25 protein-coding genes, 2 pseudogenes and 1 other annotated feature are annotated in these 24493 nt (G+C 67.1%); of the genes and pseudogenes, 10 read left to right on the top strand and 17 right to left on the bottom strand.

Going from position 1 to position 24493, the window contains the following annotated elements; translation table 11 throughout:
• Positions 1 to 290: 290 nt before the first annotated feature.
• On the bottom strand, positions 291 to 824 hold the full coding sequence (locus tag H0488_RS02875) for a hypothetical protein (protein WP_183097775.1): 534 nt from the start codon (positions 822 to 824) through the stop codon (positions 291 to 293).
• 755 nt (positions 825 to 1579) lie between these two features.
• On the opposite strand from H0488_RS02875, the gene H0488_RS02870 reads away from it, so the two are divergent.
• From H0488_RS02870 to H0488_RS02860, 3 genes are all read left to right on the top strand, one after another.
• Positions 1580 to 1810 carry a hypothetical protein gene (locus tag H0488_RS02870; RefSeq protein WP_183097774.1) on the top strand — a complete coding sequence of 77 codons (231 nt, stop codon included), beginning with the start codon at positions 1580 to 1582 and terminating at the stop codon, positions 1808 to 1810.
• 134 nt (positions 1811 to 1944) lie between these two features.
• Positions 1945 to 2754 (top strand): hypothetical protein, encoded by an 810-nt coding sequence (locus tag H0488_RS02865; RefSeq protein ID WP_183097773.1) that lies wholly within the window; start codon positions 1945 to 1947, stop codon positions 2752 to 2754.
• Between the two features lie 59 nt (positions 2755 to 2813).
• Positions 2814 to 4481, top strand: a complete 1668-nt coding sequence (locus tag H0488_RS02860) for a hypothetical protein (RefSeq protein ID WP_183097772.1) — start codon at positions 2814 to 2816, stop codon at positions 4479 to 4481.
• 469 nt (positions 4482 to 4950) lie between these two features.
• On the opposite strand, the gene H0488_RS02855 is transcribed toward H0488_RS02860, so the two are convergent.
• The 6 genes and pseudogenes from H0488_RS02855 to H0488_RS02835 form a co-directional block, all read right to left on the bottom strand.
• Positions 4951 to 6191, bottom strand: a protein-coding gene (locus H0488_RS02855) for an IS3 family transposase (RefSeq protein ID WP_183097771.1) whose coding sequence is annotated in 2 segments (ribosomal slippage) — positions 4951 to 5909 and positions 5909 to 6191 — 1242 coding nt in all. Because the reading frame shifts where the segments join, the coding sequence is not laid out codon by codon here.
• Positions 5782 to 5910 (bottom strand) — a sequence feature (AL1L pseudoknot). (Overlaps the previous gene by 129 nt.)
• Positions 6192 to 6235: 44 nt before the next feature.
• Positions 6236 to 6634 (bottom strand): annotated as a pseudogene (locus H0488_RS02850) (transposase); the annotation flags it as partial.
• A gap of 5 nt (positions 6635 to 6639) precedes the next feature.
• A complete protein-coding gene (locus H0488_RS02845) occupies positions 6640 to 7260 on the bottom strand; it encodes an Rv0361 family membrane protein (RefSeq protein WP_246371377.1) in 621 nt (206 codons plus the stop codon).
• 111 nt (positions 7261 to 7371) lie between these two features.
• Positions 7372 to 7494 (bottom strand): annotated as a pseudogene (locus H0488_RS25215) (DUF2510 domain-containing protein); the annotation flags it as partial.
• Positions 7495 to 7653: 159 nt separating this feature from the next.
• Entirely contained in the window at positions 7654 to 7977 is a 324-nt protein-coding gene (locus tag H0488_RS02840; RefSeq protein ID WP_183097769.1) for a hypothetical protein, read from the bottom strand.
• A gap of 38 nt (positions 7978 to 8015) precedes the next feature.
• The gene (locus H0488_RS02835; protein WP_183097768.1) at positions 8016 to 8324 is read right to left on the bottom strand and encodes a hypothetical protein; all 309 of its coding nucleotides are present in this window, start codon (positions 8322 to 8324) and stop codon (positions 8016 to 8018) included.
• 179 nt (positions 8325 to 8503) lie between these two features.
• Here H0488_RS02835 and H0488_RS02830 point away from each other — a divergent pair, with 179 nt between their 5' ends.
• The 3 genes from H0488_RS02830 (at position 8504) to H0488_RS02820 (ending at position 10451) form a co-directional block, all read left to right on the top strand.
• On the top strand, positions 8504 to 8812 hold the full coding sequence (locus H0488_RS02830) for a hypothetical protein (RefSeq protein WP_183097767.1): 309 nt from the start codon (positions 8504 to 8506) through the stop codon (positions 8810 to 8812).
• A gap of 386 nt (positions 8813 to 9198) precedes the next feature.
• On the top strand, positions 9199 to 9753 hold the full coding sequence (locus H0488_RS24865) for an NPCBM/NEW2 domain-containing protein (RefSeq protein WP_183097766.1): 555 nt from the start codon (positions 9199 to 9201) through the stop codon (positions 9751 to 9753).
• A 380-nt stretch (positions 9754 to 10133) separates the two neighbouring features.
• Positions 10134 to 10451, top strand: a complete 318-nt coding sequence (locus tag H0488_RS02820) for a nuclear transport factor 2 family protein (RefSeq protein ID WP_183097765.1) — start codon at positions 10134 to 10136, stop codon at positions 10449 to 10451.
• A gap of 122 nt (positions 10452 to 10573) precedes the next feature.
• Here H0488_RS02820 and H0488_RS24860 read toward each other — a convergent pair whose 3' ends face one another.
• Positions 10574 to 11128, bottom strand: a complete 555-nt coding sequence (locus tag H0488_RS24860) for an NINE protein (RefSeq protein ID WP_220794133.1) — start codon at positions 11126 to 11128, stop codon at positions 10574 to 10576.
• Positions 11129 to 12059: 931 nt separating this feature from the next.
• Between H0488_RS24860 and H0488_RS02810 the strand changes: the two genes are divergently transcribed.
• Together H0488_RS02810 and H0488_RS02805 are read left to right on the top strand one after the other, a co-directional pair.
• Entirely contained in the window at positions 12060 to 12650 is a 591-nt protein-coding gene (locus tag H0488_RS02810) for a hypothetical protein (RefSeq protein WP_183097764.1), read from the top strand.
• Positions 12651 to 12817: 167 nt separating this feature from the next.
• Positions 12818 to 13135 (top strand): hypothetical protein, encoded by a 318-nt coding sequence (locus tag H0488_RS02805; protein WP_183097763.1) that lies wholly within the window; start codon positions 12818 to 12820, stop codon positions 13133 to 13135.
• Positions 13136 to 13778: 643 nt separating this feature from the next.
• On the opposite strand, the gene H0488_RS02800 is transcribed toward H0488_RS02805, so the two are convergent.
• From H0488_RS02800 to H0488_RS02785, 4 genes are all read right to left on the bottom strand, one after another.
• A complete protein-coding gene (locus tag H0488_RS02800; RefSeq protein ID WP_512698534.1) occupies positions 13779 to 15056 on the bottom strand; it encodes a tyrosine-type recombinase/integrase in 1278 nt (425 codons plus the stop codon).
• 411 nt (positions 15057 to 15467) lie between these two features.
• Complete coding sequence (locus H0488_RS02795; RefSeq protein WP_183097761.1) at positions 15468 to 16925, bottom strand: plasmid pRiA4b ORF-3 family protein; 1458 nt, start codon at positions 16923 to 16925, stop codon at positions 15468 to 15470.
• A 176-nt stretch (positions 16926 to 17101) separates the two neighbouring features.
• Entirely contained in the window at positions 17102 to 18211 is a 1110-nt protein-coding gene (locus H0488_RS02790; RefSeq protein ID WP_183097760.1) for a PDDEXK nuclease domain-containing protein, read from the bottom strand.
• A 72-nt stretch (positions 18212 to 18283) separates the two neighbouring features.
• Positions 18284 to 18556 carry a site-specific integrase gene (locus H0488_RS02785; RefSeq protein ID WP_183097759.1) on the bottom strand — a complete coding sequence of 91 codons (273 nt, stop codon included), beginning with the start codon at positions 18554 to 18556 and terminating at the stop codon, positions 18284 to 18286.
• A gap of 88 nt (positions 18557 to 18644) precedes the next feature.
• Here H0488_RS02785 and H0488_RS02780 point away from each other — a divergent pair, with 88 nt between their 5' ends.
• The gene (locus H0488_RS02780) at positions 18645 to 18872 is read left to right on the top strand and encodes a hypothetical protein (RefSeq protein ID WP_183097758.1); all 228 of its coding nucleotides are present in this window, start codon (positions 18645 to 18647) and stop codon (positions 18870 to 18872) included.
• Positions 18873 to 18919: 47 nt separating this feature from the next.
• On the opposite strand, the gene H0488_RS02775 is transcribed toward H0488_RS02780, so the two are convergent.
• The 3 genes from H0488_RS02775 to H0488_RS02765 form a co-directional block, all read right to left on the bottom strand.
• On the bottom strand, positions 18920 to 20398 hold the full coding sequence (locus H0488_RS02775; RefSeq protein ID WP_183097757.1) for a signal peptidase I: 1479 nt from the start codon (positions 20396 to 20398) through the stop codon (positions 18920 to 18922).
• Between the two features lie 33 nt (positions 20399 to 20431).
• Positions 20432 to 21037 carry a M73 family metallopeptidase gene (locus tag H0488_RS02770; RefSeq protein ID WP_183097756.1) on the bottom strand — a complete coding sequence of 202 codons (606 nt, stop codon included), beginning with the start codon at positions 21035 to 21037 and terminating at the stop codon, positions 20432 to 20434.
• A gap of 206 nt (positions 21038 to 21243) precedes the next feature.
• Positions 21244 to 21852: a calcium-binding protein gene (locus H0488_RS02765; RefSeq protein WP_183097755.1), complete on the bottom strand. Its 609-nt coding sequence runs from the start codon at positions 21850 to 21852 to the stop codon at positions 21244 to 21246.
• Between the two features lie 157 nt (positions 21853 to 22009).
• Between H0488_RS02765 and H0488_RS02760 the strand changes: the two genes are divergently transcribed.
• Entirely contained in the window at positions 22010 to 22963 is a 954-nt protein-coding gene (locus H0488_RS02760; RefSeq protein ID WP_183097754.1) for a hypothetical protein, read from the top strand.
• Between the two features lie 53 nt (positions 22964 to 23016).
• On the opposite strand, the gene H0488_RS02755 is transcribed toward H0488_RS02760, so the two are convergent.
• Both H0488_RS02755 and H0488_RS02750 read right to left on the bottom strand, forming a co-directional pair.
• Positions 23017 to 23796, bottom strand: a complete 780-nt coding sequence (locus tag H0488_RS02755; RefSeq protein ID WP_183097753.1) for an MBL fold metallo-hydrolase — start codon at positions 23794 to 23796, stop codon at positions 23017 to 23019.
• 18 nt (positions 23797 to 23814) lie between these two features.
• Positions 23815 to 24493: sterol desaturase family protein (locus H0488_RS02750; protein WP_246371376.1), on the bottom strand; the 679-nt coding region annotated here is incomplete at its 5' end.

The following is a 24493-nucleotide window of genomic DNA, read 5'->3' as shown; positions in this document are numbered from 1 at the left end:
CGCCGAGGTCCCGGCGGTGACCAGGCGAGGCGGGTCCTCTCCATCCGCCGCCAACCTCACCTGGCTGGTGGATTCGTTCGTCTTGACCCGAGCCTTATCCGTTGTAGTGAGCCGGAGTGGACCGCGGTTGCCCGAGTAGGCGGGCCAGAAGGAGATCCGAAGGAGGCCAACGGTGATGCTCACTCACACGACCAGGTGGTCCCATCCTCCTGGCAACACGGTGGTCCCATCACCCTGGCAAGCGACAGACACACTCCGTCGTGTGGTGCGGCTCCCCGTGGGTACGCAGCTCATTCCAAGACACGCGCCGCGCCAGGGAGGAGCGTCGCGCGACTGCGCACCACGTCGCTTGGATGGGCGGCACCCCACTTGCCGGTCGTGATGCGGAACCGATTAAACGCCGCCCCTCCGCAGGAGTGCGGGAGCGACAGGACGATCTGGTCCGACTTTCGAGACCAGCGTTGCCGCAGACCATCGCACGGCACCACTGTCCACGGATCGCCGACGTTGACCTGCACTGCCACCTCGCTGAACCGAGTTGAGCCGTCGGCGTAGACGAAGGCGCGATGTGGAGCTCCGCGACCGTCACGGAATCTGACGACAAGCAGCACGTCCTTGATACGTAGTGCGCGAACTCGCACTCGGGTGACCAGCCGGGTCTCTCTGCTGTTGAGGGTCACAGAACGCATGTCATAGCGCGCCGCGATGCTGCGGTCGCGCGGGTCCCGCAAGGGGCGAGTCTCAGCTTGCGCCGGTGCTGCTTGACCGCTCAGCAGGAGCAGGGTGACGAGCACCCCGAGAAGCAGCTGCCGCGTCGGGAGCATCGAAGAACCTCGCATTACTACACCCTTCGTTTCGCGCCGCCGCTTGCGGGCTACTGGACTTGCTCCTTGAGCTGGGCCCGCGAACGGCTGCGCTGGTAGGCAGCCCTCCTCGTCGTTGCAGCGGCCTCGCAGGCGAGCCAAGTCACGGAGCCGGCACCGGCGGCTGGTTCGTCGGGTCCGGCGAGCACCCAGTTCCGCCGTAGGGGCGGCTGTGGCGGCCACCAGCGAGTCGCTTCCACGTTTGCTCGTGGCTGTTGTGCGCGGCACCCAGGTCCTCTCGCTGTTGAGGGGCAAACGCTAGCGACTCGCGACCCCGCCGGGGCGCCTTTAGTCCGATTGCTCGCAGTGGTTGGTCAGACGAGCTCGTTGCCGGTCACTTGTCCGCCTCCAGCGTTTCTGGGCGATCACCCCATGGACGCCGCTGGAGCAGAGCCCGGGTGACAGTGCGGCGGAGCCGCTCCAGTGTTCAACCAGGAGTACCCACGCCGGTCGGAACCGTCAACGATGGACTCGAGAGTCTGGCGCGTCTCAGCAGACCGCCCATTCCAAGTGCAGATCGAGCTCCTGAACCGCCGCCGGTAGCCGCCACCTCGTCAACGGCGACCACGTACAAGAACCGTTCACTGGCGACTCTCATCTCCCAGCCGGTCCGGACGACCGCGATCCATGGCGAGGCGTTCAAGTACGCCTGGAACTACTAATGGACAGTTCGCGGGAAGACCGTTATCAAGCGGAACGAGTCGTCGTGCCGGTGGATGGAACTCAAGGTCGGGGTGAAGGACAGTGTGTACGCCAATATTCAGGTGGTCAGGGCAGGCCTGCCTACCGAGGTCATCATTGCGCCGAACAACGAGATCACGACGGGTTCGTTCCGGCTCAAGGTCGGCAAGTACTTCAGGGTTCGCGTCGTCGACGCCGGCGTAACCACGAGGGACGTCTACGTCAACGGGTCCGCAGTGTGCTCGGCCCGCACGGGGAAACTCTGAGCCCTCGCGACCATTGGTCGGGCAGACGAGATCCTGTTGACGGCCAGGTTGAGCACTCGTTGTTGCGCTTGACGCCAGCGGCAGATCTCGCGGGGGGGGGGGGCTGACAGGTCTGGTGGATTTGCTGCACGGTCATGGTCGAGTACTGGATCCTGGCACCCACTGCAGATGGGGATGCGGAGGTGGACGGCATGTCATCGATGTCGATGATTGGGCGAATTAGGACCAGTGACGGACGTCCGCGGGGTGGCAGTGGCTGCCTCGTCGGTGTAGCAACAGCGCTCGTGCTCGTCCTTGGCGGATGTGGCACACCCGACAAGGGGGCCAGGGCGAGCGACCAGCCGAGCGCTTCCACCGAGTCCGGTACTACGCCAGAGCGCGGTCGCTCAGACGGCGAGGCTAAGTCCACACCGACCCCGCCCAGCGAGCCAGAGTTGGAAGACGCCGATCTCCTTGAAACCTGCCCAGACGAGCAGCGTGCTCGCGTCGTGGACCTCCTCGGTCTCTTTGACGGCCAGCCGCTCCTGGCTTCGGAGTACTACGAAGTTCCCCTCGCGGCCGCGTGCGGCGCCCGCTACGACGAGGAATGGGCAGCCACTCAACTTCCAGCCGATGTCGTCGAGGCCGCAGGCACCGTCTTCCAGGTCGACGCGATCGCCGTCCAAGTCAATCAACCCGACAACTCCGCGGTCCCGACATTCCGCCGCGCACCACTTGGCGCTGCAACTACCCAGCTGGACGGGCCGGCGGGCCCGATACATGTGGACGTGAACCCTCTCGAGGTCATCAACAATCTCACCGAGGTGTGGGCCTACACCGATTTGCCCGACGGCCGGCAACTCGTAGTTGGCGTGAAGAGGATCGGCACTGACTACACGCAGGAGCGGTTGCGGAACGCCGTCGTGTCCACCCTCAGGGAATGGATCGAGGAGGAGGTCAACTAGTGCGCACGCGCGGATGCATACAGGTTGCAGCGGGAGCCGTCGGGCGCTCCCAGGTGCGCATGCTCGCGTTTGCGCTCGTCATCGCGCTGGCGCTCGCCGCGTGCAGTTCCGGTCCAGCCGCCGAACCAGAGCGGGATGTGTCGCCGGTCGAGCAGGAAGCTGAGGTCTCCACGGGTCGCGGCGGCGAGGTAGTGTCCGAGGACGGCAAGTTGCGCGTCACCGTTCCTGGTCACGCCGTCGAAGGCGAAGGCACCCTAGCCGTGGCTCCGGCAGCAGCTCCCGACGGCGCGTCCGCATGGTCGATCGTTCTCGCCGGAGACGCGAAGCTCACAGGTGAGGCCACACTCCGCTTCTCCGTGCCCGACCTTCAGGGGGATGAGCCCGCACCATTGATCCGTTGGGCCTCACACGCCGGCGGGAAGTACCGGACAGCCAAGAACGTCGAGTTCGAAGATGAGGACACCGTTGTCGTCACGACCACACACTTCTCGATCTGGGTGGTTGACTGGTGGAACGATGTCCTCGACAGCGCCAAGAGGTGGCTGGCGGATCGCCTCGATCGGGCGCTGAGCCAAGCGGGAGAGGGCAAGCATCCGCAGTGTGAAGGAGAAGACTCCGTCCGCGGCCTCGGATACCAGATCAGCAGCGACTCCGGTCGTCGGATCTACTGGTGCCTCGGCTTGACGAACGGGCAGCCGGCCTTGAAAACAGTGAACGCCCGCGGATACGGAATCACAGCCGAGTTCACCCCCGGCCTGGGCGTGACCGGGACGAGCCGCGACGACCTCGAAGGAATGCTCGCGAACCTGTTCAAGTCACCGCCCTCCCGGGCGGTCAACAAGGTCGAGCTCATCGGCTCAGGTGACTGGATCTCGTTCTCTGTCGAAGGCGCGACTGAGACGGCCGTCAGGTTCGCCCCTGACCCTGGCGCCTATCTGCTCTCAGCGTTCAGCTTCGCCTTGGACACGGTTGCGTTCCTTATGGACAAGGTTGGCGCGCGAGGTGCGCTGAACAAGGTCCGGCAATCACTGGACGGACTCAGTTGCCTCCAGGCAATGTCGAGCATGGCAAGTACCGAGCTCACGTCGCCCGCCGACACGAAAAAGTTCTTCGGAGACGCGCTGTCGGGTGCCTTCAGCTGTGCCGGAGAGGCTGTCGGAGAAGCGGGGCTCGGTGTCATCAACACCGTCCTCGTGCAACCGATCCTGTGGGTGATTTCCGGCTTGGCCACTGCCGCTAACGGGATCGTCGCAGCTGTCGAGACGGCGTTCGACAGCGACGGCTATCAGATTCGGATCTCGCCGCCGCAGGGAGTCCCAGCCGAGTTCCTGGGCGAATGGAGCGTCCACGGAGGCGGGCTGACCATCCACGACGATGGCACCGCGGAGTCGTTCGGCGGAACCACATGCCCCGACGGCCTGCCGTACACGGCGTGGTGCACGCAGTTCATGACGTTCAACGTCACGCCCACCGCCGACGGCATCAAACTCACGGTCACCCGAGTGTGGGTGGAGAGCGACGGCGTCGAGGTCGGCTTCGCTTACCCACCCCAGGCGTCAACGGGGTCGTACTACCTGATGTGGCTAACCGACATCGACGGTCTCGCAGAGACTGAGTTGCACAACGACGACAGCAGCGAAGGCATCTCCGGCGGCAACAGCCTCGGCAACCCCTACCTGTGCAGAGCGGGTTCGAACGCCGGATCAACGGGGCGATGCGGCGCGTAATGCAGCCGTGGCAAAGACATGCAGGGCTCGGAGCCCGTCAATGGACGCTCGGAGCCCCACAGTCGGAGCCGCTTGCGCCTAACACTGGAACAGCCCGAGACTCCGAGCGGCGGGTCATTCATGTCGGACGTGGCACGTAGCCCCGCGTCGGGCGATAGATGGAGGACACATGGAGAGGCGACGCCGATGACAAGATCTTCGACGAGTGGGACCCGGACATCCCAACGATAGAGCTGCCGAGGCGAGAGGGAGGCTGGACCTACGAGGCCATCCAGGAGTTGCGCGAGGAGCGACGGCAGCCAACGGCGGTGTTTCCCGAGCCGAGCGCCTCGTGCTTCCGCCGGACGAACCTTCGATGTGATATTCGAACAGCTGCAGTGACGGGCAGCCTAGATATCCCAGGGGCGTAAGTCGTCAAGCGGCTGCAGGTTGAACCGCCCCGGCGTGTCCGGAGGCCGGATTTGGTGGCTCAGCCGGTCGGCGTGAGCTCGTTTCTTGCAGCGTAGTGAAGTTCCTCGGCGGCCACAGGTGTGAGGTCGTCGAGTGCTTCGTGGGGTCGCTCGGAGTTGAAGAAGTCGACCCAGTTCAGGGTCTCGAGTTCGACGTGCTCGACTCCGCGCCAGGGACCTTCGGGCCGGATGAGCTCGGCCTTGTAGAGCCCGATCTGGGACTCCGCTAGCGCGTTGTCGTAGGCATCGCCCACCGACCCGACGGACGGGTCGACGCCTTCGTCGATCAGTCGTTGGGTGAAGGCAAAACTGACGTACTGACTGCCCGCGTCCGTGTGATGGATGAGCCCCGAGAGGTCGTCGACACCGGCTTGGCGGCGAGTCCAGATCGCGTGCTCGAGGGTGTCCAGCACGAGGTCCGTGGTCATCCGGGTGGCTGCTCGCCAGCCGACGATGCGGCGGAAGAAGACGTCGAAGATGAACGCGACGTAGACCGTGCCGGACCAGGTCGCGACGTAGGTGAAGTCAGCAACCCACAGTTGGTTGGGACGGTTGGCGAAGAACTGCCGATCAACCAGATCGGCCGGCCTGTCCGCCGACTCGTCGGGGATCGTGGTGCGAACCTTCTTCAGTCGCAGCGCCCCGACCCAGCCCTGCTCGGCGTAGAGCCGCTCGATCGTGCACCGGGCGACGTCATGGCCCTTGCCGCGCAGGTGGAGCCACATCTTGCGCGCCCCGAACCGCGCGAGCAGTTTTTGCCGGGCCCGCTCGGCCACGATCAGCGCGACGATCTCGGCGTCGCGAAGCGCCCGTTTCGAGGGCCGTCGGGCCACGTTCTCGTAGTAAGTGGATGGGGCGATCTTGATCCCGTGCTCGGACAGCACGCGACAGATCGGCTCGACCCCGAACTCGTCCTTGTGCAGGCGGACGTAGTCGATCAGAACCGGGAGGGGCGGTCGAGCTCCGCCGCGAAAAAAGCCGCCGAGGACTTCAAGATCGCGTTCGCGCGACGCAACTCGGCGACCTCGGCCTTCAGCGCTTTGATCTCGGCGAGCTCCTCGGTGGTCTTGCCCGAGCGAGCGCCGCCGTCGATCTCGGCCTGCCGCAGCCACTTACGCAACGACTCGGTCGAGGAGATGCCAAGCTTCGCCGCAACCGACCGGATCGCCGCCGCCTCGTGCGGATGGTCCTGGCGAGACTCGATCACCATCCGCACCGCGCGCTCACGCAACTCGGTCGGGTACCTGCTGGGTCGTGCCATAAGAGTGATCCTTCCAACGAATCGACTCTCCGGACATGCCGGGGCGGTTCAGGTTGGCGGTGTGCCCATGCGATGGCTTCGTCGTAGGTGGTTCGGTGGCGCAGGCAGCCGTCGAGGATGCCGACGAGGCGGTTGGACAGCGCACGGAGTGCTTGGTTGTGGGTCGCGCCACGGGCTCGGTGCTGGTCGTAGAACGCCCTGGCGCCGGGCGATGCGGTGAGGGCGGCGAAGGCCTGCTGGTGCAGGGCGTCGGCGAGTCGCTTGTTGCGCGCGTAGCGATCGAGCACGACTTTGCTCTTGCCGGAGGTCTTGGTGATCGGGCTCGTGCCGGCGTAGTTGCGCCTGGCTTTGGCGTCGGCGTAGCGGTCCTTGTCGTCGCCGAACTCGGCGAGCACCCGGGCGCCGAGCACCACACCGAGGCCGGGTGTCCGCATGAAGTCCGCGAAGCTCAGCCAGCGCAGTCGGCCACTGCGTCGGTGATCGCCTCGGTCACTTCTTCGAGCTCCTCCTCGTCTAGTCCGGACTCGTCGTCCTCCACTATGGCCTCGAGCTGTTCGTCGGAGAGATCAGCGTCGAGGATCTCGACAGCAGCGCACTCAGCGTCCTCCTCGCTGAGTCCCCCGGAGTCCTCGAGAGCGCCCGCAATCTCTTCAGGTTCGGGGTCGCGGTCGTCGTCGAGCTTCCAGTCGCCACCATCGCGGATGAAGTAGAGCTCGTCGGTCTCGCTGAACACGCCGACCGAGATCCGCACCTTGGCTGTGGCCTCATCGCCGTCCTCCTTGACACTGACGATCTTCATCGTCGCAACGAGTCCCTCGGCTTCCTCGGCGGCGGACTCCGCGTAGCCGTCGCAGTCGTCAACACCGGCCTCGTCGAACGCCCGCTCCCGCGCTTCGTCGCTGAAGAACTCGCAGACCTCCGCCCAGTCTCCGTCGGAGTATGCATCTGCAACCGCCTCGGCCGTCTCCTCCGCACTCTTCCCGCCGATCACCCCCGTGATGGCCAGCGCCGAAACGGCCACCACGACGAGCACGACAAGGGACGCACCAACGATGACAAGCAGTCGCATCTGGCCGGGGGTTGGACCTCCGGGCTGAGCGGGACCGGCAATCGGAGGTACGGCCGGCGGGGCCGGATGACTCGCCGGAGGCGGGGACGCTGGAGTCGGCGGGGGTGGAGTTGAGGGCCGTTGTACGTGATTCGTCCACTGGGTACCGTCCCACCACCGTTGCCCGCCGTGGCCATCCGGGTACCACCCCGCCGGAGCGGCAGGTCCGGCGCCCTCATTCCCACCGTCAACCATCGAGAATCTCCTCAGACTTCGGAGGCCGAGCTCCTCGCCGCACAACAATGGCGGTGCTAGGACCGCCGAACCTGGCTGAAGAATGGCAGGCGTGGACGCCGCCCGCCTGTGCTTTCACGACAATCCCGACCACCTCCCGGGGGTCTGCGCAGCTCACGCTCAGTCCTGCAGGCCTGGGATGTTGCCGATGGGATCATTCTCGTGGCTCCCTGCGTGCCCTCCGTAGATGTTGCAGTACGCGATGACCTGCAGGCCGGCCTGCATTTCCTGGCCCGCGACGCGGTTGTTCTCCGAGAGCAAGTCGCTAAGGACGTCTTCCTGCTCGTCGGTGAACGCCTCGTCCAGGCCGGTGTTCGGGCCGAGTTCGGCGAACTCCTTGCACGTGGTTTGGCTGACGTCGGAGCCGCCCAATTGATCGCAACCGGCTACGCCGAAGAGCAGCGCGGCAACTGCGACAGCAGTGGGGATATAGGAGTGGGACACGTATTGATTCCTTCGACCTCGGTCCATCGGGCGTCTTCTCAGTTCGTGCTGGAGTCGCTCTGTGAGCGCTTCGAGAGCGCCCCGATGCCACTGACGATGGCGCCGACGAAGCGGACGACGGCGAAGAGGGTCCAGCCCCCAATGATGAGGACCATCACGACGGCGCCGAGGGTCGGGTCGACCATGTAGGCGCCGATGATTGCCGCGATCTGGATGCCGATGAAGAACCAGTAGCCGAGGACGTCGAGAACCCCGCCGACGATGCCGCCGACGACGACCAGGACGCCCTCGCCGAGCAATCTGCCGATCGATTCGTCGGATCCGTGGTTGGTGGTGGGCTCGGACATTGATGCCTCCTCAAGAGTGGTAAATGGCGGATGCAGCCCGAGCACCTAGAGCGACAGGATCGACGTAGGGCAGTCGCTCGTCGATGGGGCGACCACCCCGTCGATGACCGATGGGGCGATCGACCCATCGCCATGCTGTCCGTTCTCGGCTTGAATGCGGCGCGGGTCGGAGACATCAAATGGAGCCGATCTGCGCGGTGTTTTCTCTCGGGTCGACAGGAGAAGGAGCATCCGAGGTGGAATCTCAGAAACAAGGCACGGCCGGCGGGCGCGCGATTGGTGCGGTGCTGCTGGTCGGTGCAGTCGTGGTCTTCATCGTCTGCTCGGTCGTACAGGCGGCCGGCGACTCAAGCATGTTCTCGGCCTCGTACGTGGAGCCGGACAGCGCCGTTCTCGATCTCCTGATGCAGGTGACCTTCTGGCCCGGGTGGATCCTGACCGCCGCGCTCGCGTTCGGCGGCGTGCGGAAGCTCCTCACCGGCGATTGATTCCATCCGATCCGTGCTTCATCCGCCCTCGCGGCCGCTAGGCTCCAAGTCCCTTGGTCCGTTCGGGCGCCGAATAGCCTGGCCATCGTTTCTTGGAACCATCGACACTGGGGGTGACAACACTCATGAGCCTTCGTCTGCGGATCGCATCCGTCGTGATCGCGTCGGTAGCTGGTCTGATGTACGGACTGCCGGTGTCGGGAGCCGCCGCACCTCCGTCCGCCGCCGAGCGAACCGCAACGATCCAGGCGAAGACTCACACAGTGCGCGCCGGCGCATGGATTCGGTTCACTGGAACAGCACCGCGAGCGTGGCGCGGAGAACGGGCGACGATTCAGCACAGGAGTCGGCCCACCGGCCCATGGCACGCGGTTGGCAGCACGCGCGTGGCGGCGGACGGCACCCTCACCTTCCGCCAACGCGCGGTCGGTATCGGGAAAGAGTTCTACCGGCTCGCATTGCGCGACGCCACCTCGAACATCGCTACCGTCGTCGTCTATCGGTGGTTCTACCTCGCAGACCTGACGCCCATCGAGACCGAGATCGAGGGACGCCCCGGCGGGTGCACCGGCGGGTGCACGGGCTTCCATGACGACAGCATCGACATCGCGGGCCGGAGCTATCCCCGAAGCTGGGTGATGCGGCTTGATGACGACGGGGACCGCAGCACCTCGACCTGGAACGCCTCGAGGAAGTGCCGCTCCTTCGACGCAACCGTTGGCCTGACCGACGACTCGGGAACCACGAATGGGCGGTTCACCATCAACCTGGGCGGTGACGACATCGAGCTCGCAACGGTGCCGACGGGCACCGGGTCCAAGGTCACCACCGATCTGCGGGGAGTCTTCCGGTTCGTCATCGCGGCTAGCAACGAGGGTCCGGGGACTGACGCAGACTCGGGTTGGGGAGACGCTCGGCTTCTGTGCAATGGGCGTCCGTGACCGCAGACTCTGCTTCCCGTGAGGTGCCCGGGCCAAGGGACGCTTCAAGGACGGGCCGTACAAGTTGCGCGTCGTCCGTCGACCCGACACCGACGGAAACTTCCGGTGCACCATCTCGACCGACCCTGGTACTCCGGAGATGGATACACGCACCTGAGCGGCCACAACGAACTGGACTCTGGCCCCACCGACTCCGTCGAGTGCGAGCTTCATCCAACCAACGAACATGACTGGTGACGTCCGTCCTCGCGCGTCGCATCGAAGTCCGCGCCACCTCTACGCTGCCGCCATGAAACTACTTGGATAGGCAGCGCTGGTTCTCACCGTGGGGGCACTGACGAGCGGGGTGTAGCTCAGATGAGGACGACCTCGAGGAGTCCGTGCGTGCACTCTTCGATGCCTACAACGACGGTGACGCCGATGCGGTCAGCGACTTGTACTCGGAACGCTGCGCACTCAGCGATGAGCAGTTGGAGGCGAACCTCAAGGGCTGGGAAGACCTCAAGATCATCTCCGTCAAAGTGAAGATCGACGGGGACAAGTCCGATGGCCGTGACACCGTCACCCTGGGGCCACTTCCGGTTGACACAGCCAAGTCCGAGTACGTGCGAATCGAGGCCGAGCCCGACGTCTACGACGACGACCACCCCGGCGCGTGGATCAAAGAAGACGGAGAGTGGAAGTACGACGACTGCTGAACTGAACCGCGACCTTCCACCCGCTCTCCGGCTCGGCGCCCGCTCGCCCGGCCCGCCCGCTAGTAGCGGTCGATGTACACGGCTTCCCTTGGCCCACGGCGAGGGCCACGCCTACGCAACCTTCATCGCGCGAGAGGCAGTCCGTCCCGGTCGGTCATCCGGTTCGTGGCGATGAGAATGACGTCGATGAGAGACCACAATCCGAGGCCACCGAGGGTCACGAGTTTGAGGATCCCGCTGGGCACCTTGCCCAGGTAGAAGCGATCAATGCCGAAGCCACCCGCGAACACAGAAAGCAGCAAGGTGGCTATCCAGGTGCGCTTCGAGAAGATCGCCGGGCTCATCTCACGGGCCGGGAACCAGTCGGATTCGGGGGTCCTCACCATTGTGTCGCCCGTGAGTGACCCGGTTCGGGCGCGGGTCACCAGCGTCGTATACGGCACGGGTCCCTCCTCGCGTCCCATCCTCTGGAGGAAGAAATCGCCCGGCACTACGGGCATGATGCGAGGTTCACCGAAACTGCCTTGTCCCATTGCAAACGCAACGACCAGGCCGATGCCCACCCCGACGATGGCGGACAGGATTAGCGAGAACGCGCCGGCCCCGGGAAGGAGCCACACCACGACAGCGGCGACAAGGCCGGCGGCCACAGCTACGACAACTTTGGGAGCATTCACGCTCAGGTCCTCCTGTCCAGGGTCAGGCTCGCCCGAACGGCCTTCGCCCGGGATCGTAGCGGCAGTGCGCCACGGGCCGATGCACAATCGATGCGAACAGAGGGGGAGCGGTCACTATGCTGACCGCCTCCGTTGAGGCCGAACTCGACCACGCGCGGGAGCACGCGCCCGAGACCCGTACCTCCGCGCACGAGGTCCGTGGCCGACAGGCTGGGCGGGCGTGTGTCGGGTGGTAGTGCTAGGGCCCCGCAGCGGGGGAAGTCGCTTCTCGCCCGTCTTCAGGAAACGATGCGTCCGTGCTGCGTGACTTTGCACCACTCCTCTGTCGCGATTCAGAATCAAATCGAGGCTGCCATGGAATGGACCTCGCCCGCCGTCGGCGACCTGCCCAGACTGTCAGCGCCCCGTTGAAGACTGACCCTGGAGGACCCGCCCGGCGGAAAGGGGGTCAATCCTCGGCCAGCGTTGACACGGACCGCGTCCGTTCGGAGCTCGCGCCCCCGACTGCGAAACCAGTGCAGTGTCCGACCAGAACCTTCGCGGAGTGGCGAGCGACAGTGGGGTCCGGCAGTGTGGTGTGGGCCAACCCGACGACATCCGAGCAGTCGAGCCAGTATCTTGCGTTCTGACGCCCCATCGGCAGCGAACCCAGCACAGCGGACGATTGGTCGGCGTGCGAGACCAAGGAGTACGCGTGATTCAGCGACGTCGCGGCGCCGGCCGAGTCAGCTTCAGGATGTGGCTGCGTACTCACAGCCCCAGCTCGCTAGGCTTAGTCAGACCGATCGTCGCACCGCTCGCGGTCGCGTCCGTCGCAATCATGCTGGGAGCGTGCGGGCAGTCGTCGGACCCAGACCGAGACGCAGACTTAGACGGCGGCTCAACTGAGTCCATACCTTCGAACGCTTCGCTCGCTGATTTCTGCTACTCAGTGAGCGGCATTGAGAGTTATGGGTTCGATGGATCATTCGGTGAGGCGCGAGGCGACTTGGTTCAGGAACGTATCGCGCTTCTTAAGGAAACCGGTGACGGCGCCCCCGACGAGGTTCACAGAGCGATCACGACGCTGGTTGGAGAGATCGAGAAGTTGGGAAATCAGGCTCGCCCGGACGATCTCGACCCCGTTGAAGACGCGGCCGCTCCGAGTCCCTACGACGATCCGGAGCGCGGGCTCCGCGAATATTGGGAAGAGAACTGCGACGGCGTCTACACCGAGGAGTTCAGCTCGTCCGGGCAGGGCGAAAACGAAGACGTCATCGACAATCAAATCTGGTTGCGCAACGAGTTCATCACGGATGGAACATGTGACCGCCTCGCAGAGGTCTACTCGACTGCCTCAGACCTCATGGCTGACCTGATCTCTGACTGCTCAACAGGGTCGCTGGACGACGCGTACAAACTGGTCGGCGGTGGTGTCACCGGCCCTGACACCGCAGATGCAGTCATCGAGACCGGAGACGGCACAACGTTCGAGACCACGGTGGTCAAGGACGACGGGTCATGGAAGCTATGGGTGTCGTGAGCGACTCGCGCGGCCGCACGCCAGCGTTGGCGGGCCTGGTCGGGCTACTCGTGGCACTGCCGTTGCTGGCGTCATGCGGAGCGGAACGCGCAGATCGGTCGGGCGACGACGGCTCGGCTGGCGCGGCGAGCCAGGCCCGCGCGACTCCCCCTCAGTCCCCTGCCGCCGTGGTTGAGGCCTACTTCGCTGCAGAGGACGCGCAAGAGTGCGACGGCATGGTCGAGAGGGTAACTAAGACTCAACGAGGGGATGGCTTGCTTTGCGAGGTTGATGAGACCGCCGCGTTCGAATGCCCGTCAGGGTTCGTTGAGGTCGGCGAGACGGAGATCGACGGGGAGTTCGCGACGGTGGGCATTACCGAGGTGTACGGATGTCAGAGCGGAAAGGCGCCCGACCTCAATCCCGACGATTACGAGTCGACCGAGATCAATCTCGTTGTTGAAGACGGTGAGTGGCGCATCAACGAGCTCGTCAGCGAGTACTGACTGGCCGGGGATCTGCGACGCGGCTCACCGTTCATCGCCGCCGTCTTTCCCACACCGGGGGAGTAGTGGCTCGGGCACGATCCGGCTACGACCCGGCTCTCCGGCGAGGTCACGGAGCGTGTGCGCCGGCGGCGTGCGGCAGATCAGGCCTGACTTGGGTCACTTGCACCGATTCCGAGAGGCCGGAACGCTGTGACCTGCGGTGATGCGTGCGTTTAGTGCGTCACCAAGGCACTAAATCGGGATCCAGGGGTCGCTACTGCCGACGTTCGTCACTGAATCCGACGGGATTGACACCTGCCAAGCGCGTCAAGGACGAGGTCCAGGCGGGTACGGACGTCGACAGACGGCGCGTCGGCCTTGACCTGGAGGACGTGGAGGCCCCACGAGCCGACGAGGCGCAGCTCGGTCGCGCTGTCGTTGGCCACGCCCGTCAGCCCGCCGGCGCCGCCATGGTCCTGACCAGCAAGAACGTGGTGCTCGCAAGCTGGCTCAGCCATCGCGCAAGGCACTAAGCCGACTGGCCCAACTCAGGTCAGGCGAAGGACGAGGAGACGGACCGACGAATGGGCGGCAGACCAGGTGGACGTGACGCTGCGGGCGGCGAGCTCTGCGCGTCGCCCCCGTGGGGACTCGCCTCGCTCTATCTGTCGCTGAGCATTTGTAGCCATGCCGACGAGGTCGCGACCGTGTCACCGATCCTCTCGGCGAGTTGGCGGTCGCGATCGACGGTGGCGTGCTGGTAGATCGCCATGGCCGCTTGGGACGCGTGGCCCGCGCGGGCCTGGAGCTCGGCAGCGGTGGCACCGTGCTGGCCGGCGAGGGTGAGCGCGGAATGGCGCAGGCCGTGGATGGTGAGGTCGGGGCGGCCGGCGGCTTCGCGGGCGACCTTGTAGCGGTCGAGCAGGTAACGGGCGCTCATATGGTCCTTGCGCTCGCCGGGGAAGAGCAGTCCGTTGGACCCGGGCGCCGTGTGGGCGAGCAGGTGCGCGCGGAGCAGCGGGAGGAATGTCGGCGGCAGGTGGACGACGCGGATGCCCTTCTCGGTCTTGGGCGGCCCGATCACCCGGCCGCACTCGGCGCAGGCGCCATCGGCCTTCGGGTCGGCGTCCTTCTCGATCTTGCGGGTCACCGAGATCGAGCCCGAGGTCGGCTCGATATCGCTGCGGCGGAGCTCGAAGATCTCGCCTTCGCGCATGCCGGCGAAGGCGGCGAGCACGATGAAGAGGCGCAGCCGCTCCGGCATGTTGTCGACGATGGTCGCCATCTCATCGACGGGGGAGGGCCGCTGTGGATTCCGCACGCGAGCGGTCGAGGCCTTCTGGATGCGCACCGGGTTGCGGTCGATCAGCTCGTCGTCCTCTGCCGCGCCCATGACGGAGCGCAGGAAGCGGTACGCCGCGGCGTTGGCAGCCGGCGTCTCCGTCGGCAACGCCGCGTGCCAGGTCCGCACCGCATCGCGGGTGATCTGCTTCAACGGCACGTCGCCGAAGGTGGGAAGCAACACCCGGTCGAGCAGACCTCGGTACTCGCGGATCGTCTTCGGGCGCAGGTCGCGCGAGGTGAGGTACCGGTCGGCGTACAGGGCGAATGTGTTGGCGGCGTCGCGTCGTGCCTGCTCTTTCGCGGCGTCCAGCCTCGCTTGGGCGGTGACGTACGACGACGGGTCCTCCATAAGCGCCCGCTCAGCCTTGACCCACTCCTCGGCGTCGATCTTCGCCCTGAAGGTCGACGGAGCCTTGATCACGGCGCCGTTGGGCGCGGTCACGCGGGCCTGCCAGCGGCCCTCACAGCGACAGCGGATCGCCTTCGGGCAAGGCCTCACGTGGGAGCCGCGGCCGCCGCAGGTGCACGACTGTCTGTGGTGGCAGGAGCGCAGGTGGATCTTGCGCACGTTGCCCGCAGCGGCCTTGCCTGCCATGGGTCACCACCACCCGTCTCGGTGGTGCCAGACTACCTCAAGTGGTGCCAGATTGGTGCCAGATGGACGACCACTGGTGTCCATCTATGACCGCAAAACCGCAGGTCAGCGTCCCATCGCCCGAGCGCGGGACCGGCTGCCACCCCGCTTTGCAAGCAGGGGGTTAGGGGTTCGAGTCCCCTAGGCTCCACCCGATGAAACCGCAGGTCAGCCTGCGGTCCTAAAGAGCAGGCTCTGTGCGGCATCCCACCGCTCGCGTCGTTCCGCGGGGAGCGGCTCGCGTCGTTTCGCGGGGAGCGGCGGGTGCGATACCGGCCCCGGCCCACCGCATTTCTCTGGTGTGCGAGCGCCTGCTCGTCCGCGCCGCCCATAGTGGGCGGGATGACATAGGGCGACTGGGAGCCGATGCGACTAGCCGCTCGAGCGTGTTCCGCCGATCGTGGCCTGGGTCGAGAGGGCGGTCCGTGCCATCAGCACGGCGAGTGGCGTGAGTGCCCGACGATCGAGTCGAGGGAGCCCACGATCACGTTGCTCCGACGCGATGTTGGCCAGCGCGTGGGTGGCTTCCCTGATGGCCCATCGGGACTGGTCGACACTGACGGGTCGTCCATCGCGCTGTCGCCAGCCGAGGTAGGTCAGAGCTTCGGCCAATCGCTCGTCGTGCTTTCCCTCAGGTTCAGACGCAAGGCACAGCTGGGCGAGCAGTCGAGCCTGGGTCGTGAAGCTGTCCTCGTTGCCGTCGACGAGACGGTCGGCGAGGTGGCGCCACAAGATGACCGGGTCGGTGTGAGCGGCCTTACCGAGCTTGGTGAGCAGGAGCTTGCCCTTGTACTTCCGCAGCAGCCCGATCTGTTGGAGCGACTGGCGGAACTCGAGCATCGGGATCGTGAGGTCTTCACGGTTGCGCTTCCCGATCCAGTCCCCGACCACGGGAACAACCTCCGACGCGGCCTCGACGTCGGCGGGCCTGAGATAGCCGGCTGCAGTCAGTGGGATGCCGTCGCCGGCTGCACGATCGAGGAACCACTGGTACGCGCGGAGGTTGGCCCTCAGGGTCGGCACGTCGGGTTGCTCGGGAGTGCCGATGGCGAGGGTGCGGGCGATGAAGTCGTCGCCGACCGGCGTCCGTTGGAGCTGGTTCAGCAGGAGAACGAGGTCCGGGCGCACTCCCCAGTCGGTGAGTCCGCCGGCAGGTGAGACGAGGCGTTCGTTGAGCTCGGCGACATCGAACGCAGCGGGGTCGTCGACGACCTGGGCGAGGTCTTCGGCATCGCGCAGTCCGCCGCAGTCGTCCGGCGGTGCGGCCCGTTGTCCGTCGACGCACCTCGCTCGGGGCGCGTCGTTCGTCAGCGGGAGGACCTCTTCGAGGCGAATCGTCAGATCCCAGTTGTCGCCATAGTCGTAGACGTAGTGCAAGACGTCGCCCGGTTCGACCAGGGTCTCGTCGAGTGTCACCTCGGCGTCAGGCGTGCCTTCGTCCTCGCCCTCCTCGACGTCGTACTCGCAGAGGAACCATTCAGCACCCATGTCGAACGTGTCGCCGCCGATGGAGAACCGATGCAGGTGGGAGTCGGTCCACTCGTACGCCGCCTGCAACGCCTGGTGGACCGCGGCGAGCGTGAGGTCGGAGCGCAGGTCGAGTCGCCGCCAGATCGGCGGGTGCGCGTCATTGAGGTCGACCCGCACACGGAAGATTGCGGGCTCGTCCCGCTTGGGGTGGCGCAGGTTCGGGTTGCTCGTCCGCTTCGCGAAGACATTGCCTGAGACCACCGACATCTGGTCGGCGAGCGTGCGCAGGTCGCCCAACTCGGCGCCCGAGATCAGAGCGTCGAACTGACGGCGGAGGTCGTCGGCGTCACCTGCAGGCACGGGGTGATCCTAGGTGGGCACCCTGCTCGTTGCTGGCGCGTGACGTCAGTGAACGTCACTGAAGCCTCACTGAGCACGGTGACGCGCCTCGGAAGTACAGTGACGCGGCCCGGGACGTGCAGCCAGACGGCCCCGCCGGCGGCGCGGCCACGGGACGCGCCTGCCGGTGCCTGGCCTTAGATGAGTCCCATGTCCTGGTTGAGCTGAGTCAGCTCATCGGCTGCCGCCCTGCGGTCGTTGTCGTCCTCGCTCTCGGGAACGGCGGCGAGACCGCGGCGCGCGAGGCGCTCCTGGGCGTCACGCACGATCTCGGCGAGCTTGGCCTCGAGCTCGGCCTTGGGAGGAAGTGCAGTCCAGTACTCCGCGACGACGATGCCGTCCCTGTGCATCTCGAGCAGCTCGACCTGCTCGCGGCTGACCGCGGTGCACAGGATGAGGCCAACGGGTTCGTCCTCACCCTCTTGGCGCTCGTAGCGGTCGAGCCACTTCAGGTACAGCTTCATCTGGCCCTCGAACCGAGCGTCGAACTTCCCGATCTTGAGCTCGACAGCGACCAGGCGTCGCAGCGGCCGGCTGAAGAAGAGGAGATCGAGGTAGAAGTCGTCGCCGTCGATCGTCATCCGCTTCTGGCTGGCGACGAAGGCGAAGCCGTGGCCGACCTCGAGCAGGAAGGCCTGGACGTCACGCAGGATCGCGGCCTCCAGATCCTTCTCGAGATAGCTGTCGTGGAGGCCAAGCGCATCGAGGATCAGGGGGTCGCGGAAGGTGTCGCGCGGGACGGCCGACCCCTCGGGGATCCGGGAGTTCGCGATCTCGCGTCGCTCGTATGCCTTGCGAGAGATCGCCTTCTTGAGTTCGCGCACGCTCAGCCGCTTGGTGACCGCCTCCGCGGCGTAGAAGTCGCGGGCGTCGTCGGACTTGATTGCTAGCAGGGTGTAGACATGCGACCAGGAGAGGCGCGTGACCAGTTCGGCGACTTCCGCGTAGTCGGGGAACTGGCGCGCAAACTGGACCATCCGGCTGAGGTTGGTCTTGTCGAAGCCCGCACCGAACCGGGCGCTCAACTCTTGGGACAGCGTCCCAAGAATCTTCTTGCCGTAGCCCGCGCGTCCGTCGCGGAGGGTGTTGATCGAGATCGCGCGGCCGACGAGCCAATACGTCATGGTGAGCGTGGCGTTGACCTGGGTGGCTGCGACACGCTGGCCGCGCTCGACGAGGTCGACCACGTAGGGGAGCAGGGCATCTTCGTCCTGCGGAATGTCGTCGCCAGGTACGAGCTCACTCATCGTGTTCCTCCGAGTCGGAAACATCTGTGCGCCGCTGGGGCGACAATCTGCCGCAGGGCCCCGACACTCCGGTCACTTCGGCCTCCGGGAGGCTTGCCAGTCGGCGTACGTCTGGCCGATCTTCTCGGCCAAGGCCCTGTCGCGGTCGAGGGTGGCGTGCTGGTCGAGCGCCATCGCTGCCTGGGAGGCGTGGCCGGCGCGGGCCTGAAGTTCGGCACCCGTCGCACCATGCTGGCCGGCGATCGTGAGTGCGGTGTGCCGCAGACCGTGGATCGTCAGGTCCTCGCGGCCGGCGGCCTTGCGAGCCGGGTGGTAGCGGTCCATCAGGAACCGGACGCACGGCACCGACGGGACCGACGGTGCAGCTGCGGGCAATCCGATGGGGCGACCGGCAACGAACCATGACTACCAATCCCTTCCCAAAGGAGCAGTCATGCGCAGGAACCTCGCTCGTTCGTTCGCCGTCATCGCCATCGCCGGTGGCATCTCGCTGGGGTCTGCCGGCGGGGCATCGGCAGGACACTGCGCCGACAACGGCGGTCCGGGCAACTCCGACTTCGCCGCGCACGTCAAGGCCAGCAACGGCCCGGGCGGTCACGACGAGGGTGACCACAAGGGCTGGAGCAGCTGCCAGGAGACCTCCGCGAACTACGTGGAGTGAGAGCCGGGCTCCGCGCTCCATCGTTCGACGGCCCGACAGGCGGCCCCTCAGCGTGCGTCGTAGTGGGCCGCCACCCGGCCCGGGCCCAGCGCAGTGGGGTAGACGGCCACCTGGTCGATGCTGCCGGCGAAGCCGGCCGTGGCCGGGTAGCCGGGGCCGATCGGGAGACTTCCGTAGCCCACCCGCCACCAGCCGTTGTAGGCGGAGATCCGGGTCGTGGTGCCAAAGGTGACGAGATCACCGTCGACGTACATGACGGAGTCCTGCTGGTTGCCGCGCGGAACGGCGGTCAGGACGAGGTGGTGCCAGGCGCCGTCGTTGTAGGCCTGCGGGGAGGTGATCCTCCGGACCGTGTTCGCCGTCCAGCCGCCGTAGACGAGCCGGCCGTTCGGGTCCATCAGGACGTGCCGGTCGTAGAGCAGCGACGAGGCGTTGCGGGTGGACTCGAACCCGATCAGCTTCCCGCCGGCGGTGGTGGTGGTGCGGAACCACAGCTCCAGGGAGAACCGGTCCGGATCGGCGACCGCGCTCCCGCCGCTCACGAGCCGTCCGGTCGTCGAGCCGAGGCGCACGGAGTAGCCGGGGTTGTTGGGCAGGGCGTCGGCTTGGCGGTACGCCGCGATCGAGGCGAACGTGCCGGTGCGGTGGCCGGGCGCCGCGTCGAGCGCGGCCGGCCCGCTCGCCTCGTCGACGAGGTAGAAGACGTAGGGGTCGTCAGCCAGCACCGTCTCGTTGTACGTCGCCACGAACTGCCCGACCGTCCAGCTGTTGGCGGAGCTCCCGGTGCTCGCCGTGAAGGCCGCGCCGGCGGGGACGATCCCGTTCCCGATCCCAGCGCCGAGCGCGACGCCGATCAGGCCGACCAGGCCGACCAGCGCGGTGACCGACGTGGCGCGGCCGACCACGGTGCCCTTGTGCTTCTTGCTCTTCCTGCTCTGCCGGTCCTCGTCGGTGCGGCCCCGGAAGCAGGCGCGCACGAACGCGGCGACGGTGAGGAGCAGCCAGCCACCGAGCAGCAGGTAGTCGCCGCCGCGCAGCCACACCAGCGGCAGTCCGACGTACGGCACCAGGATCCGCGCGCGGGCCCGGAAGCTCTCGCTCGGGACCGGCGTGACGTCCGGGTCCCGGTTCGCATCGCCGGCGGTGACGTACTCCCCGCGGCCCAGGTACTCGACCACCCGGTGCACCAGGAGGGTGTTGCCGGCTGACGGCGCCGGGTTCTCGAACACCATCACCCGGCCGACGGGCACGGGATCGGAGCTCGGGAAGGGCTGCGCGACCACCACGTCGCCGACCGCGAGCGCAGGCGCCATCGAACCGCTGCGAACGACGTAGCTCGACCAGCTCCACAGCGTGGGGAGCAGGGCGGCCACCAGCAACGTCAGCAGGAACGCCCGGTAGCCACGGGTCAGGATCGTCACGAACAGCGCGAGCCAGGCGCGCCCGGCGCCGGCCCGGGCGGCGGGTGCGGGGGAGGGCGCTCCGGAGTCACCCGTGTCCGGGGCGACCGCTAGCTCAAGGGTCACGACGGACCTCCTCCCCGACCGTGGCGAACCGCCTCAGTCGGTGCGGAGCTCCCACTGGAAGTCGATCCCGGTGTGGGCACCCTGCAGCTGGTCGACCTCGTTCTGCGACAAGCCGGTCGTGTCGAACGTCCAGGTGACCTGGTAGGTCCGGGAGTGCGTGCCGGCGGTCACCGTCCAACCGCCTGCGCCGTCCTCATAGCTGTCGAAGGTGGCCAGCGTGGTCAGGGACATGGTCGGGATGACCTCGCCCGCGGACACGAAGTTGTCGCACGATCCGAAGCCGCCGCCGGTGCCCTCGTTGACCTGCACCATGATGTGGTCCTCGAGACCCTGCGCAGACGTGACCGGGTTGACGGCGTAACCCTTCACCGTGCCGGAGCCGCTCGTCGTCGCCGTGACCGAGATGCACTTGGTCTGGGTGTCGCCGGGCGTCATGTTCGTGACCTGGAACCGCGCCGAACCCGCGTCGTCGTCGGTCAGGGCGACCGAGCCGGTGGCCCAGTCGTTGCCGGAGTTGCGCGTCGTGCTCGTGAATGCGGCGTACGACGACTGCCAGATCAGTGCCGACGCTGCCAGGATCGCCACGGGCGTGGCGACGACGGTCGCGACCCGGCTGGTTCTGCTGCTCGGTCCCCTCATGGTGACCCCTCCCCTAGGGACCCACCCCTCCGATGGATCGCTGCCTCCTACTCTCCGTGGCGAGCGGCCCCGGACCCAGAGGCGAAAGCCTGCCGGGGCGGTAGGCGAAGGTCCCGCGGCGGCAGGGGACGCCGACTCCCGCCGAACGCAGCGAAGCCCGAGCCGTTCGGCTCGGGCTTCGCGATGCGGTGCGGTGTCGGTGCGGGTCAGCCGTGGGAGACGCGGTCGCTGCCGTCGCCGCCGACGATGCTGTCGGCACCGGGGCCGCCGCGCAGCCAGTCGGAACCCTTGCCGCCGTAGATGCGGTCGTTGCCCTTGGCGCCGTTGACGAAGTCGGCGCCGTCGCCGCCGTAGACCACGTCGTTGCCGGCGTCGGTCAGCACCCAGAGCCGGAACCGGGCACCGAGGGTGCGGCCGTCGGTGTAGTCGTGACCGAGGCGCGGCCACACCTGGATGAACATGCGCTTCTTGGCGAAGCGCGGCGGAACCTTGCAGACCGCCGACACGCCGACCTTGACCTGCTCCTTGAAGCAGCGGTCCGGCAGCGCGGTCTTGAACCGGCCGGTGCGGGTGTCGCGGAAGCGGATCGAGTTGAGCTTGTCGACGTACGTCACCCGGAGGTGCTGGTTGTGCTGGCCGGAGATGTAGACCGGACCGTACTTCGAGTAGCGGATGATCGCGGCCCCGCCGAGGTCGCTGACGCCGGCGTCGCCCGGGCCGAGCATGAGCGGCGGGTGGTCGGCCGAAGCGGGGCTGATGCCCACGGCAAGGCCGGCGACGAGCGCGACGAGGAACGTGCTGATGGTGCGAATCAAGGAGACCCCTCCTGGTTTGTGGCTCCAAGGACCATAAGCGGAATTCCACCGAGCGCGAATTCCGGGGATGAGATCCGCACCACATCGTGGACAACGGTCGCCGCCCTCGGCGCCGCTGGAACCTGAGAACCTGCTAGGTCATGGCAGACTCAGCGCCGTGAGATCTGGGGTTCGCTGGGCGGTGTCGCTCGTGGCGCTGCTGGCGTCGGGATGCAGCGGCTCCGACGACCTGGTCTACCCACCCGATCCGGACACGTCGGCGATCTCGACCGACTACGACCCCACGCTCGAGCCGTCCGCCGCGGTGCTGTCCCTGGTGCCGGCCGACGCGACCACGCTGGAGGTCACCGACTTCGACCAGCTGCGGCTGACGCTGGGCTTCGGCTCGCTCGACGGGCGCTCGCCGGCCCCCGAGCGGGCCCGCTTCTGGCGGGTGCTCGAGAACGCGGCGACCCTCTCGCAGGGCCTGCTCCGGCCGGACGAGGCGGAGCTGGAGCCCTACGGCTTCGGGCCCGACGACGTCGCCTGGGAGGCGACGTACAGCGACGGCGCCGACGGCTGGGTGATCGCGTTCCACGACGACGTCGCCCTCGGCGACGTCCAGCAGGCGATCCGGGCCGACGTCGGCGTGCTGTCCGGTGCCGTCCTCGACCTCGAGCGTGCGGTGGTCACCTCGGGCGAGCCGCCCGAGGGCGAGGACAGCTGGGCCGCGATGGACGAGGTCGTCGGCCTCGTCGGGCAGTCGGCGAACTCGACGTTCGTCCAGCGGTCGTGCCTGTCGTTCGACACGGTGTTCGGCGACGGCATGGCGGCGCAGCTCGCGGAGGCGCCCCGCGCGGCGCTCATCGCGCTCGACCCGCTCGAGGGGTTCTCGGTCGCGATCGGGGCCGAGCTGGTCACCGTGCGACTGGGCGAGGAGCGGTCCGACGCGTTCGACCGCCTGCGGCTCGCCGAGGTGATGCCGGCGATCCGACCCGAGTTCGGCGCCGGATTCGCCCGCGGCGTCGCCGACCCGTCCACCGGCCGGCTGGGGTACGACGTGCAGCGGCCCGCCGCCGTCGCCGAGCTGGTCCAGGACCGGCACCTGCCGTTCGCGGTCTGCGGCGACTGAGCCGCCAGGGCTGCCGGACCGTCAGCGCTGCCGGACCGTCGAGTCCGAAGGGCTCAGCCGCGCCCGGCGAGCGCGTCGTACTGCGCCTTGTCGTGAGCGCAGAACACGGTGACCTCGTCGCCGTGGCCGGCGACCAGCTCACGCAGCCGTTCGGTGTTGTCGCGGCGCAGCTTGTTGGAGACCGCCATCACCACCTGGAACCCCGCGAGGCTGCGGTTGCAGGACGGCGGTGTCTGCACCTGGTTGCCGTCGAAGAACGCGTCGCCCGCGTGCAGCAGCCAGTGGCCCGAGTCGTCGCGGACGGCCACCCCGGCGTGACCGCGGGTGTGGCCGAGCAGCGGGATGATCAGCACGTCGTCGGACAGCGCGGTCACCGACGGGAAGCCGAACCAGTCGTCGCCGGGCTCGGCGTGCTGGACCCACTGCGGCCCGTGCGCCCACTGCGCCGGGATGTAGCGCTGCTTCTCGCGCATCGTCGGGTGCGTCATCGCGTCGTGCTCGGGCTGGTGGATGTGGACCCGCGCTGCGGGGAAGTCGCCCAGCCCGCCAGCGTGGTCGAGGTCCATGTGGGTGAGCGCGATGTCGGTGACGTCGTCGGCGGAGAAGCCGAGCGCCTTCACCTGCGCGAGCGCCGTCTCGCCGGGGTCGAGGGCCGGCCGGACCAGGAAGTGGAACGGACCCGGCAGCCGCTTCGGGTCGGCCAGGTCGCCGGTGCCGAAGCCGGTGTCGACGAGGAGCAGACCCTCGTCGCGTTCGACGAGGAGGACGTGGGCGACCATCGTGGGCGACAGGCGCGGCCGCATCGTGGCGCAGTTGAGGTGGTGGACCCGCACGCGCCCCATCGTGTCAGGTCACTCCGCCAGACCGTGGAGGTTCCGCGCTGTGGGCGAGGTCTTGACGGTCGCGGGGTCGGGGTAGGTGCCGAACAGGCGGTCCGCGGTCGCGGCCGTCGTGACCGTGAACCAGTAGTGCTCGCTCTTGTAGTGGTGCAGCCGGTGGTTGCGCCAGACCAGCCGGAACCACTTCGACTTCGGCCGGTAGTCGCTGTGCAGGAGGTAGTGGGTCCACTCGTACGCCGCCAGCAGCACGAAGTTCGCCACCAGCAGGGTGAACAGCGACGACCAGGTCGGCGTGACCGCCCAGGCGATCAGGAACGCGAACGGACCGAGCGCGAGCTCGACCTGCCAGGGGATGAACACCAGCGGGATCGCCCGCGGGTCGCGGTGGTGAGCCCGGTGCTTGCGCGAGAGCAGCGGGTCGATCCTCAGGCCCGCGACCCGGCGCGGACGCCAGTGCAGGATGCAGACGTGGATCAGCCACTCCACGACCGGCATGATCGCGACCAGCCCGACCGGGATCAGCAGCTCCCACCACTCGCCCGGGCCGACCAGCACCCGGCCGACGATCGCGGCGATCAGCGGCACCGCGAGCAGGTACGGCGACGGGTGCCGCCAGAACTCGACGAAGACCTCGCCCAGCGACTGGCTGGACCGGCGGCTGCCGGTGATCCGTGCCTCGTCCTGCTCGACC

Origin of the sequence: Nocardioides pelophilus (genome assembly GCF_014180685.1) — a bacterium.
Lineage (GTDB): Bacteria > Actinomycetota > Actinomycetes > Propionibacteriales > Nocardioidaceae > Nocardioides > Nocardioides pelophilus.
This window is presented reverse-complemented; position numbering and strand designations above follow the sequence as displayed.

Coding starts and splice junctions, on each gene's coding strand:
- H0488_RS02845 (WP_246371377.1), bottom strand. CDS start 7,260: ATGCGACTGCTTGTCATCGTTGGTGCGTCCCTTGTCGTGCTCGTCGTG.
- H0488_RS02865 (WP_183097773.1), top strand. CDS start 1,945: ATGGTCGAGTACTGGATCCTGGCACCCACTGCAGATGGGGATGCGGAG.
- H0488_RS02780 (WP_183097758.1), top strand. CDS start 18,645: ATGCGCAGGAACCTCGCTCGTTCGTTCGCCGTCATCGCCATCGCCGGT.
- H0488_RS02875 (WP_183097775.1), bottom strand. CDS start 824: ATGCTCCCGACGCGGCAGCTGCTTCTCGGGGTGCTCGTCACCCTGCTC.
- H0488_RS02770 (WP_183097756.1), bottom strand. CDS start 21,037: ATGAGGGGACCGAGCAGCAGAACCAGCCGGGTCGCGACCGTCGTCGCC.
- H0488_RS02835 (WP_183097768.1), bottom strand. CDS start 8,324: ATGTCCGAGCCCACCACCAACCACGGATCCGACGAATCGATCGGCAGA.
- H0488_RS02860 (WP_183097772.1), top strand. CDS start 2,814: ATGCTCGCGTTTGCGCTCGTCATCGCGCTGGCGCTCGCCGCGTGCAGT.
- H0488_RS02800 (WP_512698534.1), bottom strand. CDS start 15,056: ATGGCAGGCAAGGCCGCTGCGGGCAACGTGCGCAAGATCCACCTGCGC.
- H0488_RS02790 (WP_183097760.1), bottom strand. CDS start 18,211: ATGAGTGAGCTCGTACCTGGCGACGACATTCCGCAGGACGAAGATGCC.
- H0488_RS02830 (WP_183097767.1), top strand. CDS start 8,504: ATGGAGCCGATCTGCGCGGTGTTTTCTCTCGGGTCGACAGGAGAAGGA.
- H0488_RS02870 (WP_183097774.1), top strand. CDS start 1,580: ATGGAACTCAAGGTCGGGGTGAAGGACAGTGTGTACGCCAATATTCAG.